This is a genomic window from Streptomyces sp. NPDC059003, assembly GCF_042740445.1.
In the GTDB taxonomy this organism is placed as follows: Bacteria; Actinomycetota; Actinomycetes; order Streptomycetales; family Streptomycetaceae; genus Streptomyces.
In genome coordinates this window covers 1-20,175 of sequence record NZ_JBHYJH010000106.1, presented here as the reverse complement: position 1 = coordinate 20,175, position 20,175 = coordinate 1, and the positions used below count along the sequence as shown (strand labels likewise).

Below are 20,175 nucleotides of genomic sequence, written 5' to 3'. Positions count from 1 at the left end.
GATGAGCGACGAGGAAAGACTTCTCGGCTACCTGAAGAAGGTCACGCTCGAACTCCACGAGACCAAACAGCGCCTGAGGGACATGGAGTCGGCCGGGGCCGACCCGGTGGTCGTGGTGGGCATGGGCTGCCGTTTCCCCGGCGGCGTCGCCTCGCCCGAAGACCTGTGGGAGCTGCTGGCGGACGGCGTCGACGCGATGGGCGCCTTCCCCGAGGACCGTGGCTGGGACGGCGGTCCGGGCGTCGGAGGCTTCGTCGACGGCATGGCGGACTTCGACGCCGGGCTGTTCGGCATCTCGCCGCGTGAGGCGCTGGCGATGGACCCGCAGCAGCGACTGCTCCTCGAAGTCGCCTGGGAGTCCCTGGAACGCGCGGGCATCGCACCCCTGTCGCTGCGCGGGCTGCCCGTGGGGGTGTTCGCGGGCACCAACGGGCAGGACTACCCCACCGCGATGGCCTTGGCGGGCGAGTCCATGGAGGGCTACGCCAGTACGGGTAGTTCGGGCAGTGTGCTGTCGGGTCGGGTGTCGTATGCGCTGGGGCTCGAAGGCCCGGCGGTGACGATCGATACGGCTTGTTCGTCGTCGTTGGTCGCGCTCCACCTTGCGGCTCAGGCTCTGCGGTCGGGTGAGTGTTCGCTTGCTCTGGCTGGTGGGGTGACGGTGATGTCGACGCCGGGTGCGTTTGTGGAGTTCGACAAGCAGGGCGGTCTGGCCGCTGATGGTCGGTGCAAGGCGTTCTCCGACGACGCGGACGGCACCGGCTGGGGCGAGGGTGTGGGTGTGCTCGTCCTGGAACGCCTGTCGGACGCGCGGCGCAACGGTCACCGGGTGTGGGCGGTGGTGCGCGGCAGCGCGGTCAACCAGGACGGCGCGTCGAACGGGTTGACGGCGCCGAACGGCCCCTCGCAGCAGCGCGTCATCCGCGAGGCGCTGGCCAACGCCGGCCTGCCCGCGTCCGAGATAGACGCGGTGGAGGCGCACGGCACGGGCACCACGCTGGGTGATCCGATCGAGGCGCAGGCGTTGTTGGCGACGTACGGCCAGGAGCGCCCTGAAGAGCGGCCGTTGTGGCTGGGTTCGGTGAAGTCGAACATCGGGCACACGCAGGCCGCCGCCGGTGTCGCGGGCGTGATGAAGATGATTCTCGCGATGCGGCACGGGAGTCTGCCGAAGTCGCTGCATGCCGAGAGGCCGTCGTCGCATGTGGACTGGTCGTCGGGTGCGGTGGAGTTGCTGGCGCAGGCGCGTGAGTGGCCGCGCGGCGAGCAGCCGCGCCGGGCGGGCGTGTCGGCGTTCGGTGTCAGTGGTACGAACGCGCATGTCATCTTGGAGGAGGCCCCGGCCGGGCTGGAGGAGGAGGCTGCGGCGGCGCCTGTGGTCGGTCTGCCGGTGGTGCCGTGGGTGGTGTCCGCCCGTTCTCGGGAGGGGGTGGCGGCGCAGGCCGCGCGGTTGCTGTCCGTGGTCCCGGATGCGGATATGGGTGCGGTGGATGTGGGGTTGTCGTTGGCGACCACACGTTCGGGTCTGGAGCATCGCGCGGTCGTGCTGGGCGCAGATGCCGAGGAACTGCGTACGCAGCTTGCTGTTGTGGCGGCCGGTGAGCTGGTGCCGGGTGTGGCTCGCTCCGGCCTGACGGGGTTTGTGTTCTCCGGTCAGGGTGGCCAACGGGTCGGTATGGGCCGGGAGTTGGCGGAGGTCTTCCCGGTGTTCGCGACCGCTCTCGATGAGGTGTGTGCGCACTTCGATCAGCTGTTGGACCGTCCGTTGCGGGAGGTGATGTTCACCGACGCCCGGGCGCTGGGGCAGACCGGCTGGGCGCAGCCCGCGCTGTTCGCGGTTGAGGTGGCGCTGTTCCGGCTGGTGGAGTCGTGGGGTGTCACGCCCGATTACCTCGTCGGCCACTCGGTGGGTGAGCTGGTGGCTGCGCATGTGTCGGGTGTGCTGTCGCTGGCGGACGCCTGTGAACTGGTGGCCGCCCGTGCCCGGTTGATGCAGGCGCTGCCCGAGGGCGGCGCGATGTGGGCGGTACGGGCGACCGTCGACGAGGTCACTCCGCTGCTTGCCGAGGGCGTCTCGGTGGCGGCGGTGAACGCCCCGGGCCAAGTGGTGGTCTCCGGCACGCGCGAGGCCGTCGAGACGGTGGCCGCCGCCCTGCCCGACCGCCAGGGGCGTTGGCTTGAGGTCAGCCACGCCTTCCACTCGGCGCTGATGGACCCGATGCTGGAGGAGTTCGGGCAAGCCGCGGCCGCAGTGTCGTACGGGCATCCGTCGATACCGATCGTCTCGACGCTCACGGGTGAGCTGACCGAGGAGTTCACCGCCCCGTACTGGGTGGACCAGGTCCGCGGCACGGTCGCCTTCGCCGACGCGATCAGCCGCCTGACCGCCCTGGGCGTCACCCGCTACGTGGAAGTCGGCCCCGACGCCACCCTCACGGCCGCCGTCGAGGAGACGGCCACCGCCGATGACGCGTCCGCGCCGCTCGCCGTACCCGTGCTGCACCGCAAGCGGCCCGAAGCCGTCAGCGCCGTCACGGCCCTCGCACACCTGTGGGCGGCCGGCGTCGACGTGGACTGGGCGGCGTTCTACGCCCCGACCGGCGCCCGGACGGTGGACCTGCCCACCTACGCCTTCCAGCACCAGCGCTACTGGCCCACCGCCCGCCTGACCGCCGGTCCGCTGCCGCTCGGCTCGACGCGGGCCGGGCACCCCCTGTTGCAGGCCGTCATCAGCCTGGCGGGGTCCGGAGACGTACTGCTGCTGGGCGGGCTGTCCGGGAAGACGCAGCCGTGGCTGGCCGACCACCAGGTCGCCGGCCAGATCGTGTTCCCCGGTACCGGATTCCTCGAACTCGCCCTGTGCGCCGGTGAGCGAGTCGGCTGCGAACGGGTCGAGGAGCTGACCCTCACGGCTCCGCTGGTGATCCCGGAGACCGGTGTCGTGCATCTGCAGCTGCTGGTCGGCGCGCCGGACGCCGACGGTTGCCGCTCCCTGCAGGTGTCGTCCCGGCGCGACGACGAACCGGCCGAGCAGTGGACCCCGCACGCCACCGGCCTGATCGCGCCGGCCACGGCCGACGAACCCCGGGACGCGGAGTACGGCCTGGCCCAGTGGCCCCCGGACGGGGCCCAGGAGCTGCAGCTGGACGGGCTCTACGACGGCCTGGCAGAACTGGGCCTGCGGTACGGGCCGGCCTTCCGCGGGCTGCGCCGGGCGTGGCGGCGCGACGACGAACTCTTCGCCGAGGCACTGCTCACCGACCCGGCGCAGCCGGACACCGACTCGTTCCACATGCACCCGGCGGTGCTGGACTCGGTGCTGCACGCGATGGCGCTCGGTGCCGTCCGGGCCACCGAGCCCGGCGGGGAGGACGCCCGCGGGCGGCTGCCGTTCTCCTGGAGCGGGGTGACGCTGCACGCGGTGGGAGCCACCGCCTTGCGGGCACGCCTGACGCCCAGTGGACAGGACAGCGTCACGCTCCAGGTCGCCGATGTCTCGGGGCGGCCCGTCGCGGAGGCGGCCTCGCTCACGCTCCGGCCGATGGCCGCGGACCCCGCCGCGGCCCAGCCGGCGGACGCGGCCCCGCGGGACGCCCTGTTCCGGGTCGCCTGGACACCGGTCCAGACACCGGACGCCGACGCGCCCGACTGGGTCGCCCTCGACGGGGCCGGCGTACTGCCCGGCAGCGGTGAGCGGTACCCGGACCTGGCGGCGCTGCGTGCCGCCGTCGATGCCGGACGGGCCGTACCGGACGTGGTGGTGACCGCGACAGGGCCATCGGGCGCGGAACTGGCCCGGGCCACCCACGACGCCGTGCTGCGGGCCCTCACACTGATCCAGGACTGGCTCGCGGACGAGCGGTTCGAGGCGAGCAGGCTGGTCTTCGCGGCCGACGGCGCGGTGTCGGCCCGGCCCGCGGACGCAGTGCGGGACCTGCCCGGCGCGGCGGTCTGGGGCCTGGTGCGGTCGGCGCAGTCCGAGCACCCCGGCCGCTTCCAGCTCGTCGACGGCCGGGCTGCCTTCGCCGCCGCGATCGGCTCGGCGGAGCCGCAGCTCGCGGTGCGGGACGGTGCGCTGCTCGCCGGCCGGCTCACCGGCGTGACGGCGCCGCCGCAGCCGGCAGCGGACCAGGCCCAGGAAGCCAGTTCAGGCACTGCCTTGACGGCCGATCCTGCCCCGGTCTGGGACCCGAGCGGCACCGTGCTCGTCACCGGCGCCACCGGACACCTCGGCGGCGTGATCACCCGCCACCTCGTCACCACGCACGGCGTGCGCCGCCTGCTGCTGCTCAGCCGCCGGGGCGCGGCGGCGCCGGGCGCGGCCGACCTGGTCGCCGACCTGAGCGAACTCGGCGCCGAGGTCACCCTGGTCGCGTGCGACGCGGCGGACCGCGCCGCGCTGGCGGCCGTCCTCGACGACATCCCGGCGCAGCACCCGCTGACCGGCGTCGTGCACACCGCCGGTGTGCTCGCCGACGCCACGGTGGCGTCGCTGAGCCCCGAGCAGGTGCGGCAGGTACTGCGCCCCAAGGTGGACGCCGCGCTCAACCTGCACGAGCTGACGGCCGCCGCGCCGCTTACGGCGTTCGTGCTGTACTCCTCGGTCTCGGCCGCGCTCGGCGCGCCCGGCCAGGGCAACTACGCCGCCGCGAACGCCTTCCTCGACGCGCTCGCCGAGCGGCGCGCGGCCGACGGACTCGCCGGGCTCTCCCTGGGCTGGGGCCTGTGGGCGGGGCCGGGCGAGATGACCGACGCGCTCGGCGAGGCCGACCTGCGCCGCATGGCCCGCGGCGGCATGCTGCCGCTGACCGCCGCGGACGGCACCGCCCTGTTCGACCTGGCGGGCGCGTCGGGGCATGCGGCGGTGCTGCCCGTACGGCTCGACCTGGCCGCCCTGCGGCAGACCGCCGACCGTCTGCCGCCGGTGTTCCGCTCCCTGGTGCGGGCCCCCCGGCGACGGGCGGCCCGCGCCGATGCGGCCGCGGCCGCATCGCTCGTCGACCGGCTCGTGCCGTTGTCGCCCGAGGACCGGCTGGCCGCCCTGCGCGCCCTCGTGCAGGCGCAGGCCGCCACCGTGCTCGGCCACGACACGCCGGACGACGTGGCGGTGGACCAGCCCTTCCGTGACCTCGGCTTCGACTCGCTCACCGCGGTCGAGCTGCGCAACCACCTGGGCGCGGTCACCGGCCTGCGGCTGTCCGCGACCCTGGTCTTCGACCACCCGACCGCCGACGCCGTGGCACGCCACCTGGGGCAACGGCTGCTCGGAGACGAACAGCCCCAGCAGGCCACGAGCTTGCCGGTACGGCGCGCAGCGGACACCGACGACCCGATCGCCATCGTCGGCATGGCCTGCCGGTACCCCGGCGGGGTCCGCACCCCGGACGACCTGTGGGACATGGTGATCTCCGGCGCCGACGGGGTCACGCCGTTCCCGTCCGACCGCGGCTGGGACCTGGAGCGGCTGTACGACGCGGACCCGGACGCCGGCGGGGCGAGCTATGTGCGGGAGGGCGGCTTCCTGCACGACGCCGCCGAGTTCGACGCGGCCTTCTTCGGCATCTCGCCGCGCGAGGCGGTGGTCATGGACCCGCAGCAGCGGCTGCTGCTTGAGACGTCCTGGGAGGCGGTCGAGTCCGCCGGCATCGACCCCGCCGAGCTGCGCGGAGGGACCACCGGCGTGTTCGCCGGCGTCATGTACCACGACTACCTGGCGCGGCTGCAGACCGTCCCCGAGGGCGCCGAAGGGTTCCTCGGCACCGGATCCGCGGGCAGCGTGGCCACCGGGCGGGTCGCCTACCTCCTGGGCCTGCACGGGCCGGCGGTGACCGTCGACACCGCGTGCTCCTCCTCGCTGGTGGCGATGCACCTGGCCGCGCAGGCGCTGCGGGAGGGCGAGTGCGACACGGCGCTGGCCGGCGGCGTCGCCGTGATGGCCACCCCGGGCACCTTCGTCGACTTCAGCCGCCAGCGCGGCCTCGCCCCCGACGGCCGGTGCAAGTCCTTCGCGTCCGCGGCCGACGGCACCGGATGGGCGGAGGGCGTCGGCATGCTGCTGATGGAGCGGCTTTCCGACGCGCGCCGCAACGGGCACCGGGTGCTCGCCGTGCTGCGCGGCTCGGCCGTCAACCAGGACGGCGCCTCCAACGGCCTCACCGCGCCCAACGGCCCCGCCCAGGAACGCGTCATCCGCCAGGCGCTGTCCCGCGCGGGGCTGCGGCCCACGGAGGTGGACGCCGTCGAGGGGCACGGCACCGGGACCGTGCTCGGTGACCCGATCGAGGCGCAGGCGCTCCTGGAAACCTACGGTCAGGACCGCCCCGAGGACCGGCCGCTGTGGCTCGGCTCGATCAAGTCGAACATCGGCCACGCCCAGGCCGCCGCCGGCGTCGGCGGCGTCATCAAGATGGTCCAGGCGATGCGGCACGGCGTGCTGCCGCCGACGCTGCACGTGGACAAGCCGACCGAGCAGGTCGACTGGTCGGCCGGGCACATCGAGCTGCTCACCGAGGCGGTGCCGTGGCCGGCGGCTGGCCGGCCCCGGCGCGCGGGCGTCTCCTCCTTCGGCATCAGCGGCACCAACGCGCACGTCATCCTGGAGGCCCCGGCATCCCGCACGGCAGCCACCCCGGCGCCCGTGACCAGGCCGGCGCCGCCGGTGCTGCCGCTGCTGGTGTCCGGGCGCACCGAGGCGGCGGTCCGCGCCCAGGCCGCCGCCCTGCGCGCGCACCTGGTGCGGCAGCCCGAACTCGCCCCGCTCGACGTCGGCTTCTCCCTCGCCACCACACGCACCGTCTTCGACCACCGCGCGCTCGCGATCGGCACCGACCGGGAAGGGCTGCTGGCCGGCCTCGACGCGATCGCGGCCGGCGGCGCCGCGCCGGGCGTGGCGCACGGCCGGGGCGCGTCGCGTCGCGTGGCGTTCCTGTTCACCGGACAGGGCAGCCAGCGGCTCGGCATGGGCAAGGAGCTGTACGGAGCCTCACCGGTGTTCGCCGCTGCCCTGGACGCCGTGTGCGAACGCCTCGACGCCGAACTGGCCGAGCCCGGCACGCCGCTGCGCGAGGTGATGTTCGCCGACGAGCAGGCGCTGGTCCTGACGGGCTGGGCGCAGCCGGCGCTGTTCGCGCTGGAGGTCGCGCTGTACCGGCTGCTGGAGTCCTGCGGCGGCACCCCCGACTATCTGGTGGGGCACTCGGTCGGCGAGCTGGCCGCGGCGCACGTGGCCGGTGTGCTCACCCTGGACGACGCCTGCCGGCTGGTGGCGGCCCGCGGCCGGCTGATGCAGGCCCTCCCGGAGGGCGGCGCGATGCTCGCGCTGCGGGCGGCAGCGGCCGATGTCGCTCCGCTGCTGGGCCCCGGAGTGGACCTCGCCGCGGTCAACGGCCCCTCGTCGGTGGTGCTGTCCGGTGAGGAGGAGGCCGTGCTCGCGGTGGCCGAGCGGTTCCCGGGCCGCCCCAGCAAGCGGCTGCGGGTGAGCCACGCCTTCCACTCGGCCCGGATGGAGCCGATGCTGACGGAACTGCGCGCGGTCGCCGAATCGGTGACGTACCACCCCGCGCGCATCCCCACCGTGCCGACCTGCGGCGAGGAGCCGGACGCCGACCGCTTCGGCGACCCCGGGTACTGGGTGCGGCAGGCCCGCGAGACCGTGCGCTTCCACGACGCGGTCACCCGGCTGCGCGCCGCGGGCGTGCAGACCTTCGTCGAACTCGGCCCGGACCCCGCCCTGGTGGCCGCGGTCGAGGAGTGCCTCGCGGAGGAGGACGCCGCCCGGGACGGGCAACCGCGCCCGGGCGGGGCGCCGTTCACCGGCGCGGTGCTGCGCCGCGACCGGCCCGAGACCGCAACCCTCGCCGAAGTGCTCGGCCCGCTGCTCGTGCACGGCAGGGAGGCTGTGCCGCGGGCGCTGTACGAGGGCACCGGCGCGCGCCGCGTGGACCTGCCGACGTACGCCTTCCACCGGCAGCGCTACTGGGCCGAGGCCGGATCGTCCCCGGCCGACCTCGGCGCCGCCGGTCTGACCGGCGCCGAGCACCCGCTGCTCGGCGCCTGTCTGCCGCTGGCCGACGGCGGATTCGTGTGCACCGGCCGGCTCGCCGCCACCGGCTCGTGGCTGGCCGACCACCGCGTCGGCGGCGCGGCGGTGCTGCCGGGCACCGCGCTGATCGAGCTGGCCGTGCACGCCGGTGACCACGTCGGCTGCGACCGGGTGGCGGAACTGGTCCTGTCCGCCCCGCTGCGCCTCGACGCGGGCGAGCGGCAGCTTCAGGTGGTCGTCGAGCCCTCCGGGGAGAGCGCCGGAACCGGCGGCCACGCCGTGCGGATCTCCTCACGCCCCGCGGGCGCGCCCGAGGGGGAACCCTGGACCCTGCACGCCAGCGGCACGCTGACCACCGGTGTGGAGCAGGCCGAGCCGTTCGCGGCCGGCCTCTGGCCGCCGCACGGCGCGCAGGAGGTGCCGCTCGACGGGCTCTACGAGAACCCGGCGGAGCACGGAACGAAGGACGGCGCGGCGGACGGCATCCACTACGGTCCGGCCTTCCGCGGCCTGGGCGCGCTCTGGCGGCGCGACGACGAGCTGTACGCCGAGGTGACGCTGCCCGATCCGGTCCGCGCCGAGGCCGGACGGTACGGCCTGCACCCGGCGCTGCTCGACGCCGCCCTGCACGCCCTGGCGTATCTGCTGCCCGACGCCGCCGGCCGCCTCGTGCCGTTCTCGTTCGGCGACGTGGCGCTGCACGGCCACGGCGCCACAGCGCTGCGGGTCCAACTGACCGCGACCGGGCCCGGGGAGGTGGCGATCAGCGCCGCCGACCCCGCAGGACAGGCCGTCGCGACGGTCGGAGCGCTGGCCCTGCGCCCGCTCGCCACCGGCCACGACGAGCCGGACCGGCACGCGGACGCGCTGTTCCGGGTGGACTGGACGCCGCTGCCGGCCCGCGAGCCGGGGCCGGAGTCCCGGCGCTGCGTGCTGGTCGGCCCGGACGCCCTCGGCATCGTCGACGTACTGGCCGGGGCGGGCGTGTGGGTCGAGTCCTTCGCGGACCTCGACGCGCTGTCGGCCGCGGCGCGCGACGGCATGACCCTCCCGGAGCTGGTCCTGGTCTCCTTCGCCTCCCGGACCGGAGCCGAACTCACCCGCTCCGTACGGGACATCACCGGCGCGGCCCTGCGCACGGCGCAGGACTGGCTCGGGGACGAGCGGTTCGCCGGCGCCCGGCTGGCCTTCGTCACGCGCGGCGCGCTCGGCGACGGCGCGACCCGCCCCGGCGACCTGGCCTGCGCGCCCCTGTGGGGCCTGGTGCGCACGGCCCAGTCGGAGAACCCGGGCCGCTTCCTGCTCGTCGACGTCGACGGGCAGGACGCCTCGGCCCTGGCGCTGCCCGCCGCGTTCGACGCCGGGGAACCACAACTCGCCGCCCGTGCCGGGCAGCTGTACGCCGCCCGGCTCGGCCGGGTGACCCGCCCGTCGTCCCCGGCGGATGCCGCACCGCAGACGCCCGAGGACCGCCCCCGGGGCCGGCCCGAGGACTGGGACCCGGACGGCACCGTGCTCGTCACCGGTGCCACCGGCGCCCTCGGCGGCCTGGTCGCCCGGCACCTGGTGCGCCGGCACGGCGTGCGCCGGCTGCACCTGCTCAGCCGCAGCGGACCGGATGCGCCCGGGGCCGAGGCACTGCGGGCCGAACTCGCCGGGCTCGGCGCAAAGGCCACGCTGGTCGGCTGCGACGCCGCCGACCGGACGGCGCTGGCCGCGGCCCTGGCGGCCATCGGCCCGGAGCACCCGCTCACCGCCGTGGTCCACCTCGCCGGTGTCCTCGACGACGGCGTGCTCACCTCGCTCACCCCGGACCGGTTCGATGCGGTGCTGCGTGCCAAGGCGGACGCCGCCTGGCACCTGCACGACCTCACCCGTGACCGGCACCTCGCCGGCTTCGTGCTGTTCGCCTCATCGGCCGCCGTGTTCGGCACTCCGGGACAGGCCAACTACGCCGCCGCCAACGCCTTCCTCGACGCACTGGCCGAGCAGCGGCGGGCCGACGGGCTGCCCGCCACGTCGCTGGCGTGGGGAGCCTGGCAGCACGGCATGGCCGGCCGCCTCGACGAGGCGGACCGCAGCCGGATGGCCCGCGGCGGCGTGCTCGCCCTCGGCGACGCCGAAGGCCTCGGTCTGTTCGACGCCGCACTGCGCGCCGACGCCGCCTCGCTCGTGCCCGTCCGGCTCGACACCGCGGCACTGGGCCCCGACCCCGCGCCGCTGCTGCGCGGCCTGGCCCGGCCCGCCACCCGGCGGGCCGCGGCCGGCCAGGACACCGGCCCGGCGACGGCCCAGCGGCTGCGGGCCCTGGCCGGCCCGGCCCGGCGCCAGGCGCTGCTCGACCTGGTACGCGGCATCACCGCCACCGTGCTCGGGCATCCCTCCGCCGAGGCGGTCGAGCCGGACCAGCTCTTCCTGGAACTCGGCCTCGACTCGCTGACCTCGGTCGAGCTGCGGAACGCCCTGGCCGCCTCCACCGGCCTGGCGCTGCCCGCCACCGTCGCCCTCGACCACGCCTCACCGGCCGAGCTGGCCGAGCACCTGCACACCCGGTTCGGCGACGGCCCGGCCGGGCCGGCCGCGGCCGCGGCGCCCGACCCGGGCCGCGACACCGACGAGACCATCGGCCGGCTGTTCCGCCGGGCCAGCACGGAGGGCCGGCTGCACGAGGGCTTCGAGCTGCTGCAGAGCGTCGCCCGGCTTCGCGACACCTTCGCCGACGCCTCCGCGGTGCACCGCACGCCCACCGCGGTCCGGTTGGCCAAGGGCCCCCGGCCGGTGCGCCTGGTCTGCCTCAGCTCCTACGTGGCGCTCGCCGGGGTGCACCAGTACGCACGGTTCGCCTCGGCGTTCCGCGACGTGCGGGACGTGACCGCTCTGGCGGTGGCCGGGTTCGCGGCCGGAGAGCCGCTGCCGGCCACAGAGGACGCCCTCGTCGGGCTGCTGGCGCGGATGGTGCGCGAGCAGGTCGGCGAGGAGCCGTTCGCGCTGCTCGGCATGTCCTCCGGCGGGGTCCTTGCGTATGCGACGGCCGCGCGCCTGGAGCAGGAGGGCCGGGGGCCGGCGGGAGTCGTGCTGCTGGACACCTATGTGCCCGGTGACGACTCGCTCGACCAGTTCGGGGACCAGCTGCTCGGCGGCATGTTCGAACGGGAGGCCGACTTCGCTCTCATGGACGCCGCCCGGCTGTCCGCGATGAGCTGGTACTTCAACCTGCTGGGGCAGTGGCGGCCCGGGAAGCTCGCGGCCCCCGTGCTCCTGGTGCGCTCCAGCCAGCCGCTGAACGGCAAGGAGATGGCGCCCGAGGAGTGGCAGACCGGCTGGAGCGAAGCGGACCACACCGTGGACGTGCCCGGCAACCACTTCACCATGCTGGAGGACTTCTCGGACACCACGGCACACGTCGTCGACACCTGGCTCGACGAGCTGCACTGACGTACTGACTCACCGATGTGCGAGCCGCATAGAGGCCGTGACCCTGCCGGGGGACGCAGGGGTCACGGCCTCTGCCGCGAGGCGCGGTACGGGGGAACCGCATCAACCCGCGGTCTGGGGGGTGGTCACTCCGGCCGCGGGTCCCAGCGGAACCGGCGGACCGCCACCACCGCGCCGAGCACGCCCCACAGCAGCAGGGTGCCGTAGTCCTGCCAGGCGGGGCCGGTGTCGGCGTTGGTGAAGGCCGCGAGCAGGGCGTCGTTGAACGGCTTCACCGGCAGTGCACCCGTGACGGCGCTCAGCGCGTCGGAGTGGATCGGCATGTACGTACCGGAGATGAACACCATGGGGAACAGGACGAACTGCACGACGGACGGCGCGGCCTCCGCGTTGCGGATCAGCGAGCCCACCGCGACGCCCAGCGCGCAGAAGGCCGCAGCGCCGAGCAGCACCGTCAGGAGGAGCGCGGGCCACTGCGAGGCGGGGGGCAGCGAGACGCCGTAGGCCCGGCCGATCGCGGTGATGAGCACGGTGTCGATGGTGCTCACCAAGGCGCAGTGCGCCAGCAGGCCCGCGAAGTACACGGACGCGGGCAGGGGAGTCGCCCGGACGCGCTTGAGCAGCCCGTTCTGCCGCCGCGCCGAGAGCACGATCGCCAACTGGCTGTAGCAGGCGCCCAGGATGGACAGCGCCGTGATGGTGGCGATGTAGTACTGCAGCGCCGACCGCCCGTAGAAGTACGAGCTCTTGCCGACGTCGCCGAACAGCAGGCCGAAGGCGCTGATCACGACGATCGGCAGGATGAAGGTGAAGAACGCGCTCTGCGGGTTGCGCCAGAACGTGAGCTGCTCGTACCGGATCTGATGCCACAGCAGGGTGAGGCCACGGCTCCGGGCCGGCCGGGCCGCGGCGTGCGCGACGGCGGTGCTCACAGGGTGCTCCCTTCGGAGGTCTTCTCCGGGGCGCGTCCCGGTGTCTGTTCCGGGGCGCCTGTCGGCACCCCCTGGCTGGAGCCGGTCAGCCGCAGATAGACGTCCTCCAGGCTCGGCCGGTCCACCGTCAGCTGGGCGAGTACCGCGTTGTGGGCCAGCGCCCAGTCGGTCAGCTGGTGCAGGGTCCGGGTCGGCTCCGCGGACTCCACGGTGACCAGTCCGTCCTCGCCGGGCAGGGCCGCCACCGGCAGGTCGTCGGGTGCGCAGCCGGGCGGCGGCGCGAAACGGATCCGGACCCGCTCGGTGTTGCGTCCTCCCAGGGTGGCGGGGGTTCCCTCGGCCACGATCCGTCCGTCGGCGATCACCGCCACCCGGTCGGCCAACTCCTGGGCCTCTTCCATGTAGTGCGTGGTCAGCAGGATGGTGGTCCCGGCATCCCGCAGGGCCCGCACGAGCTGCCAGGCACCCCGGCGCGCGTTCGGGTCGAATCCGGTCGTCGGCTCGTCGAGGAACAGCAGAGCCGGGTCGCCGATCATCCCCAGCGCGAGGTCCAGGCGGCGCTTCTGCCCGCCGGAGAGCGTGCGGACCTTCTTCTTCGCCATCCCGGCGAGGCCGACCAGGTCGATCACCTCGTCGATGTCGCGCGGAGCCGGGTAGTAGCCCGCGTTGCGGGCAACCGTCTCGCGCACCGTGAGGTAGGGCTCGACGGCGACGTCCTGCAGCACCAGTCCGATCCGTTCGCGCAGCGCCCGCGCGGTGGCCTTCTCGCCCGGGTCGAGGCCGAGCACGTCGACCCGTCCGGTGTCCGCGTCCCGGGTGCGGAACCCCTCGAGGATCTCCATGGTGGTGGTCTTGCCGGCACCGTTGGGGCCGAGCAGCGCGAAGATCTCGCCATGCCGCACGGAGAAGCTCACCCCGCGCACCGCCTGCACCGGCCCGTAGCTCTTCCTCAGGTCCTCCACCACGACCGCGTCGGCCGTGCCTGCCCTCTCCCCGCCCCGGGGCGCAGTCTGCGGCGTCACCGGCGTACGCATGTGGCCTCCAACGTCAGGTCGAGCACGCGCCCCGCCATGCCGCGGGCCGCCGTGATCCCGAAGTCCGTACGGTCGACCCTGGCCGTGGCGCGCACGGTGAAGGTCTCCTCGGTCACCTCGCAGCGCACGATCGACAGGCTCACGGGCCGCTCGACGCCGCACGCGGTCAGCGTGCCGGAGACGGCCGTGGTGTCCACCTGCTCCGAGACGAACGTGATCAGGGGATGGCGGTCGGTGTCGAGGAACTTCGCCGACCGCACCTCGGTGTCCCGGTGTTCGTTTCCGCTGCTGAGACTCCCGGCGTCGACCTCCACACGCATGCTCGACCCGGACAGGGGCTCGGCCACCTCGATCGTGCCCGCCCGGATCCCGAACGTGCCGCGCACCGGCAGGAGACCGAAGAAGTGCCGCGCGGCGAACGCGATCGACGAGCGGGACGTGTCGATCGTGTAGTGCCCGAGCCGGGGAATCGTCGTGGCGTTGCTGCCCGTCGTATTCATGCCGCCCAGTGCACCGCACCGACGCCACCCCTCGGCAGGGCCGCCGGTTGCTTCCGGATGCGACGAACGGCCGGTCGTCGCGGGTGGCATACGACTTTCGTAGGGTCCGCGAGGGCAGCTGTCCGCTTCGCCCGGACGCCGGCAGCAGCCGTGCTCCCGCGCAGGCGGAACGGCGGTGCGTGTGCCCTACAGTGAGGGCATGACTGAGGGGGGACCGTGGCACCGGCGGCACTGGGTGGCCGTGGACGTGGCGATCGCGGTCGCTTTCGTGCTGCTCGACACCGCTACGACGCTGCTCGGCACCACCTGGTGGCCGCGGGACCCGGGCACCGGGGCCTGGGTCCTGCTGGGCGCGCAGATACTCGCCGGCAGCACGCTGGCCGCCCGCCGCGTCGCCCCGCTCGCCGTCGTCGGGGTGCTCGCCGCGTTCACTCTCACCGTGTCCCTGCTCGTCTCACCGGCGGGCCTGCTGGAGCCGGCGCACCCCGACGGCGTCTGGGCCCCCTACTCCACGCTGCCGGCCGCCTATGGCCCGCTGTTCTATCTGCGCAACCGCCGGATCGCGTTCGCCGTGCTCGCCGTGTTCACCGTCATCGTCATGCGGCCCTGGGACTCCTCGTTCGCGACCATGACGATCGGGCTGCTGCGCACCGCGGTCGGGCCGCTGCTCGCGCTGTACCTCGACGCCCGGCGGCGGATGGTGCAGGCCCTGGTGGAGCGGGCCGAACGGGCCGAGCGGGAGCGGTACCTGCTGGCGGAACAGGCGCGCGCCGAGGAGCGCGTTCGGCTGGCCGGCGAGATGCACGACGTGGTCACGCACCGGGTGAGCCTGATGGTGCTCCAGGCCGGAGCGCTGCGGGTGACCGCCGAGGACGACACCACCCGGCGGGCCGCGGAGGAGTTGCGGGCCGCGGGCTGCCAGGCCCTGGAAGAGCTCCGGGACCTGGTCAGCATCCTGCGTACGCCCTCCGACGGCGACCGCACTCCGTCGGTGGGCGGATTCGACGACCTGGTCGCCGAATCGGTCGCGGTGGGCATCCCCACCGAACTGATCCAGGAGGGCGACCCGGCACACGCCTCACCCGTCGTCGGGCGCGTCGCCTACCGTGTGCTGCGTGAGGCGCTGACCAATGTGCGCAAGCACGCGCCGGACACAAGGGTGACCGTGCGGGTCGAGTACGACGAGGCGCGGCTGCGGCTGACCGTGCACAACACGCCACCGACCAGCAGGCCGAACAACATCCTCGCCGGCTCCGGCCTGGGCATCGCCCACCTGCGACAGCGCGTCGACCTGATACACGGCAAGCTCCGTGCCGGTCCCGGCCCCGACGGCGGATTCAGCGTCGAGGCGACGCTGCCCGCGCATGTACCGACTGCGGAAACGGCGGTGTGAGCATGGCCCGAGTGCTGCTGGTCGACGACGAGCCCATGGTGCGGGTGTTCCTGCGCACCATTCTCGGCTCGGCCGAGGACATCGAGGTCGTCGCCGATGAGGACGACGGCGCTGCCGGCCTCGCCGCCGTCCGGCGCAGCCGACCGGACGTGGTCCTGATGGACCTGCGCATGCCCGGCATGGACGGGCTCACCGCGATCGAACGCATCAACGAGCTGCCGGAACCGCCGCACATCGTGGTGCTGACCACCTTCGACGCCGACCCGTACGTGCTGCGTGCCCTGCGGGCCGGCGCGTCCGGCTTCCTGGTCAAGTCCACGCCGCCGGAGGAACTGATCGGCCTGGTGCGCTCGGCGGCGCAGGGGCACACCGTGCTGTCGTCGACCGTCGCCCGCAAGCTCATCGCGGCGTCGACGGACAGCCTGTCGGCCCGGGAACGCGCACGCGAGCTGGTCGGCTCGCTGACCGAGCGGGAGTTGCAGGTGCTGGCCGGTCTCGGCGAGGGCCTGTCGAACGCGCAGATCGCGGCGCGGCTGTACCTCTCCGAGGCCACCATCAAGGGCTATGTGTCGCGCACGCTGGACAAACTGGGCTGCGTCAACCGCACCCAGGCCGGGCTGCTCGCGTATGACGCCGGGATCGTCGACTCCTAGCCCGCGAAGCCCTCGGCTCTGGGAAAGTCCCTGGACTTTCTTGCCTAGTGTGACCCGCGTCATGGGAGGTGACACATGGCTCTGGCGTCCATATTCGGTACGAATCTGTTCCACTACGAACCCAGCGGGGTCATCGAGTTCTACGACCAGTACCCGGCGGTGCGCGAGTCGTTCGCGCAGGCTTCGGCGTGGACCGGCCTCGATGTCGAGACGCTGGTGCGCCAGGACGGCGACTACGACGATGAGGTCCGGCGGCGCGCGGTGTCCGTAGGGCTGGCCGCCGCCCAGCTCGGCATCCAGGACGTGCTCGCCCAGAAGGGGCTGCGCCCGCACATGACCGGAGGCATGAGCCTGGGCGGCATGGTCGCCTCGTGCGTCGCCGGGGCGTGCGAACGCCGGGGGCTCATGGATGTGCTGATGCGCGGTGAACACCAGCCGCCGCAGGCGCAGGCGCAGGCGCAGGCGCAGGCGCAGGCCGGGACGGAGCCGGGGCGGGAAGAAGCCATCGCCTCCGCCTATCTGGATCCGGACGGCGACCCGGCCGAGCTCTGCGCCGACCGCGACGGGGTCTTCCTGAGCTGCGACTTCGGCTGGGACACGGACCGCAAAGTGCGGATCGTCATGCTCAGCGGCTACCGGGACGCGCTGGAGAAGCTCAGCGCCGAGACCGGCGGCATGGTCACCATCACCGAGGGCGCCGACGTGGCGGTGCACAGCCCGCTGCGGGCCCAGGCCCGGGAGGCGACCCGCGGGCACGTCTCGGCGGTGTCGTTCACCGACCCGGCGCTGACGCTCTGCTCGTCCTTGGAGCAGAAGACCCTGACCCGTGCCGATGAGGTGCGCGAGATGTTCGTCGACAACGTCGTCGAGCCCATCAGCCTGGTGCACCTGACCCGGGAGATGCGGCAGCACGGAGCCCGACTGGGGCTGGTCGTGGGCCCTTCCCCCATCCTGAACGCGCTGCGCTACCCCTTCCCCGTCGTGTTCGTCGACAGCCCGGACGCGGTGTCACGGGCAGTGGCGGCGGTCTTCGAGCACGGGGTGCCGCTGCGCCGCTGAGGCGGCGGCCGGCGTCCCGTCACACGACGGGGAAGGCGGCGGCGCAGGGGCACGGGCCGCCGCCCGGACTCAGTACAGGCCCTCGGGCCGCTCCGAACTGACCTGGAGCGGCTGTACGTTGGCCACGCCGTCACACGGCCACTCCTCGGAGGTCCGGAAGCGGATCGCCTGGTCGCGTTCGAGGATGTTGGGCAGGAACAGGTCCTCGTGCAACACGGTCAGCCGCACCTGGCCCACCTCGCCGTAGTCCACGACGCGGCCGGGGTCCGTCCTGTCGACCACGGACATGGTCAGGTGGGGGTAGTTCGGCACGTAGGGGAGCGTGGCGCCCCCGTCGGGCGAGGCGAGGCCGTTGGCGCAGCCGAGGGTGTTGCCGTAGATGGTCCCGATCACGCCGCCGGGCATGGCCTCGGAGAACCTGCGGTAGGCGTCGGGGGTGAGCTGGGTGCCGCCGAGGTAGACCCCGGAAAGGCGAGCCATCAGATCGGGGCGGCGGTTGATGAGGGCCTGCACCGTGGCCGGGGTGGTGTGCAGGTAGTCGACGGGGCAGATGTCGAGGATGTCGGTGATCTGCTCGACGACGTGGTCGACGTACTCCTCCATCTCGAGCAGTCGGCCACCACGGATGAGGTGCTTGATCCACCGTGCGTCGAGGTCGATGGAGTACACGGTGGACCCGCACATGTCGGCCAGGAAATCGGCCTCTTCACCGACGATGTGCGGCCCGGAGGGGCCCGCGTGGAGCCAGGTGGCACCGGGCCGGAACCCGGACGTCCGCCAGCCGTGGAACCGCCAGGCGGTCCGGGCGGCCGACATCTTCTCGGTGTAGAAGACCCGGCCCGGCTTGCCGGTGGTGCCGCCGGTCTCCCGGACACGGCCGCCGAGGGGGCGCGGGACGGCGGCCGGGACGAGATCGGCCGGGTCGAGGTCCCGCAGGACGGCGAGGTCGAAGTGGCCGAACGCGGCCAGGTCGTCGTAGCCGCCGAGGTCGAGCGGGTCGAAGCCCAGCTCGGCGCGGCGCTTGAGCCAGTAGGGGGATCCCGTCTCCGGGTCGAACTGCCGCCGCAGCACGTGCCGTGTCCACTCGTCGAGGTCCCGGGCCAGCCAACCATCGGTCAGCGACCTCGACTCCTCCGCGCTCATCGTCACCAACATGGCGGCAGTATCAGCAGGGACCGGATAGGGAATCCCCTAGTGTGCCCGGCGGCGGGGCCAGGACCAGGGACGACGAGTCTAGCGTGAGGTGCGCAAGGGACGCTTGTGGCGTGAACACGGGCCCCAGCCCCGGCACTTCGCCTCTCGCTCTCCTCCCGCACCCCCTCACCCCTTACCGCCGAGGAGTCTGCTTCTCTATGGCCAAGATCGCAGTGATCGCTCACAGCCATGCCGGGTCGAACATGTCCCTGGCCGGTGCGGTCGCGGAAGGCGCCGCGAAGGCGGGCAACTCCGACGACGTCCGCCTGCTGCGGGTGTCCGACATCCGCGGCGACGAAGCGCTGGCCCAGGCGCCGCACACCGGAGCTCTGTTCACCGAGCGCGTGGCCCCGCACCCGGTCGCCACTCTCGACGATCTGGTCTGGGCCGACGCGATCATCCTGGGCAGCGGCACCCGGTTCGGCGGGATGGCGGCCTCGATGCGCCACTTCCTGGAGGGCGCCTCCGGGCTGTGGATGAGCGGCGCGCTCCAGGGGAAGGTGGGCGCAGCGTTCTCCACCGCTTCCAGCCCGCACGGCGGCATGGAGCAGACCGTTCATGACCTGCTGACCGCAATGATGCACTTCGGCATGCTGATCGTTTCTCCCGGCTACGCCGACCCGGTGCAGCTCCGCGCCTCCAGCCCGTACGGGCCGGTCGCCCAGGCAGGAGGCCCCGAAGGGCTGATGCCGACCGACAGCGACCTGGAAGCGGCCCGCTTCACGGGCGCGCTGGTGGCCCGTACCGCCGCGCGGCTGTCGCCCGCCGAACCCGCGGCCTGAGCCGGCCGGGCTCCGGGCGAAGGCGTTCGGCGCGACAACACACAACTTTGGAGGAGCGAAATGGAACTGTCGGAACTGCCCGTCGAGACGCAGCTCGAAATCATGCTGGCGGACCACTACCGGTTCCAGTATCTCGTCGCCGCATGCCGGGCCGGTCTCTTCGTCGCGCTGGAGAACGAACCCGGCCTCTGCGTCAAGGACATCGCCCAGCGGTTGAACCTGGAGGAGCAGCCGGCCCGCATCCTCGTGCTGGGATGCACCGTGCTGGGGCTGCTGCGCAAGGAAGGCCAGAGCTATTACAACACCCCCCTGACGAAGGGGGTCAGCGGCGACTACGAGGGGACGATGACATCGATCATCACCCGGGAGAGCCGCAATATGTACCGGGCGCTGACCTGGCTCCCCGAATCGGTGCAGGAGAACACCAACGTCGGGCTGCGGCGCGTCATGGCGGGCAGTTCCGACAACCTCTACGAGCGGCTCACCGAGAACGCCGAGCTGGAGGCCGAATTCCACACGATGATGGCCTTCCACAGCCGGAAGTTCGGCGCGGCCATCAAGGAGAACCTCGACCTTTCGGGATACCGGCACCTGCTGGATGTCGGCGGTGGGACCGCAGCCAACGCGGAGAACCTGGCGGACCGTTGGCCCGATCTGCACATGACGATCGCCGACCTGCCCTCGGTCGCGGCCACGGCCAAGGCGCGGGTCGAGGAGCTCGGCCTGGCGGACAGGGTGCAGGTCGCCGGCATCGACGCCTTCAGCGACGAGTTCCCCTCCGGCTGCGATGCGGTGCTCTTCGCCCACTTCCTGGAGATCTGGTCGCCCGAACGCATCCAGAAGCTCCTGGCCAAGGCGTACCGTGCGCTGCCGCCGGGGGGAGGCCTGTTCATCATCGCGCCCTACCAGCACGACGACGAGACCGGACCCGTGCAGGCGGCGTATCTGTCCGCGTACTTCCTCGCCTTCGCTTCCGGCGAGGGGATGGTGTACACGGGCAAGGAGTTCGAGCAGTGGCTCGGCTCAGCGGGCTTTGAACTCACGTCGCGGACGGTCCTGGGCATGGAGGAGGCCATCATGCTCTGCGCGCGCAAACCGTCGTAGTTCGCCGCCGTCCCTCTCGCGCCTGTGCCCGTGCCCCCGCCGCAATGG

10 protein-coding genes are annotated in these 20,175 nt (G+C 73.3%); 6 read left to right on the top strand and 4 right to left on the bottom strand.

Annotated features, from left to right (window positions below):
- Position 1: 1 nt before the first annotated feature.
- Positions 2–11,476 (top strand): type I polyketide synthase, encoded by an 11,475-nt coding sequence (locus ACFWZ5_RS30180; RefSeq protein WP_384891577.1) that lies wholly within the window; start codon positions 2–4, stop codon positions 11,474–11,476.
- Positions 11,477–11,601: 125 nt separating this feature from the next.
- Here ACFWZ5_RS30180 and ACFWZ5_RS30175 read toward each other — a convergent pair whose 3' ends face one another.
- From ACFWZ5_RS30175 to ACFWZ5_RS30165, 3 genes are read right to left on the bottom strand one after another with little or no spacing between them, the layout of a single operon-like run.
- On the bottom strand, positions 11,602–12,408 hold the full coding sequence (locus ACFWZ5_RS30175; RefSeq protein WP_384792963.1) for an ABC transporter permease: 807 nt from the start codon (positions 12,406–12,408) through the stop codon (positions 11,602–11,604).
- The gene (locus tag ACFWZ5_RS30170) at positions 12,405–13,442 is read right to left on the bottom strand and encodes an ABC transporter ATP-binding protein (protein WP_384792966.1); all 1,038 of its coding nucleotides are present in this window, start codon (positions 13,440–13,442) and stop codon (positions 12,405–12,407) included. The genes ACFWZ5_RS30175 and ACFWZ5_RS30170 overlap by 4 nt, the downstream gene beginning before the upstream one ends.
- Positions 13,427–13,942, bottom strand: coding sequence for a YceI family protein (locus ACFWZ5_RS30165; protein WP_384792969.1), 516 nt, complete (start codon positions 13,940–13,942; stop codon positions 13,427–13,429). The genes ACFWZ5_RS30170 and ACFWZ5_RS30165 overlap by 16 nt, the downstream gene beginning before the upstream one ends.
- Positions 13,943–14,141: 199 nt before the next feature.
- Between ACFWZ5_RS30165 and ACFWZ5_RS30160 the strand changes: the two genes are divergently transcribed.
- From ACFWZ5_RS30160 to ACFWZ5_RS30150, 3 genes are all read left to right on the top strand, one after another.
- A complete protein-coding gene (locus ACFWZ5_RS30160) occupies positions 14,142–15,335 on the top strand; it encodes a sensor histidine kinase (protein ID WP_384792972.1) in 1,194 nt (397 codons plus the stop codon).
- A gap of 2 nt (positions 15,336–15,337) precedes the next feature.
- On the top strand, positions 15,338–15,988 hold the full coding sequence (locus tag ACFWZ5_RS30155) for a response regulator (protein ID WP_384792975.1): 651 nt from the start codon (positions 15,338–15,340) through the stop codon (positions 15,986–15,988).
- A 75-nt stretch (positions 15,989–16,063) separates the two neighbouring features.
- On the top strand, positions 16,064–17,047 hold the full coding sequence (locus ACFWZ5_RS30150; protein WP_384792978.1) for an ACP S-malonyltransferase: 984 nt from the start codon (positions 16,064–16,066) through the stop codon (positions 17,045–17,047).
- A 69-nt stretch (positions 17,048–17,116) separates the two neighbouring features.
- On the opposite strand, the gene ACFWZ5_RS30145 is transcribed toward ACFWZ5_RS30150, so the two are convergent.
- On the bottom strand, positions 17,117–18,202 hold the full coding sequence (locus ACFWZ5_RS30145) for an arylcarboxylate reductase (RefSeq protein ID WP_384792982.1): 1,086 nt from the start codon (positions 18,200–18,202) through the stop codon (positions 17,117–17,119).
- Positions 18,203–18,399: 197 nt separating this feature from the next.
- Here ACFWZ5_RS30145 and wrbA point away from each other — a divergent pair, with 197 nt between their 5' ends.
- Together wrbA and ACFWZ5_RS30135 are read left to right on the top strand one after the other, a co-directional pair.
- Positions 18,400–19,023: an NAD(P)H:quinone oxidoreductase gene (gene wrbA / locus ACFWZ5_RS30140; protein WP_384792985.1), complete on the top strand. Its 624-nt coding sequence runs from the start codon at positions 18,400–18,402 to the stop codon at positions 19,021–19,023.
- Between the two features lie 60 nt (positions 19,024–19,083).
- Positions 19,084–20,127, top strand: coding sequence for a methyltransferase (locus ACFWZ5_RS30135; protein ID WP_384792988.1), 1,044 nt, complete (start codon positions 19,084–19,086; stop codon positions 20,125–20,127).
- The last annotated feature ends 48 nt before the right edge of the window (positions 20,128–20,175 follow it).

Excerpts from the sequence above, each read along its gene's own strand:
- ACFWZ5_RS30145 (WP_384792982.1), bottom strand. The coding sequence starts at position 18,202 with ATGTTGGTGACGATGAGCGCGGAGGAGTCGAGGTCGCTGACCGATGGT.
- ACFWZ5_RS30135 (WP_384792988.1), top strand. The coding sequence starts at position 19,084 with ATGGAACTGTCGGAACTGCCCGTCGAGACGCAGCTCGAAATCATGCTG.
- ACFWZ5_RS30150 (WP_384792978.1), top strand. The coding sequence starts at position 16,064 with ATGGCTCTGGCGTCCATATTCGGTACGAATCTGTTCCACTACGAACCC.
- wrbA (WP_384792985.1), top strand. The coding sequence starts at position 18,400 with ATGGCCAAGATCGCAGTGATCGCTCACAGCCATGCCGGGTCGAACATG.
- ACFWZ5_RS30155 (WP_384792975.1), top strand. The coding sequence starts at position 15,338 with ATGGCCCGAGTGCTGCTGGTCGACGACGAGCCCATGGTGCGGGTGTTC.
- ACFWZ5_RS30160 (WP_384792972.1), top strand. The coding sequence starts at position 14,142 with ATGACTGAGGGGGGACCGTGGCACCGGCGGCACTGGGTGGCCGTGGAC.
- ACFWZ5_RS30170 (WP_384792966.1), bottom strand. The coding sequence starts at position 13,442 with ATGCGTACGCCGGTGACGCCGCAGACTGCGCCCCGGGGCGGGGAGAGG.
- ACFWZ5_RS30165 (WP_384792969.1), bottom strand. The coding sequence starts at position 13,942 with ATGAATACGACGGGCAGCAACGCCACGACGATTCCCCGGCTCGGGCAC.
- ACFWZ5_RS30180 (WP_384891577.1), top strand. The coding sequence starts at position 2 with ATGAGCGACGAGGAAAGACTTCTCGGCTACCTGAAGAAGGTCACGCTC.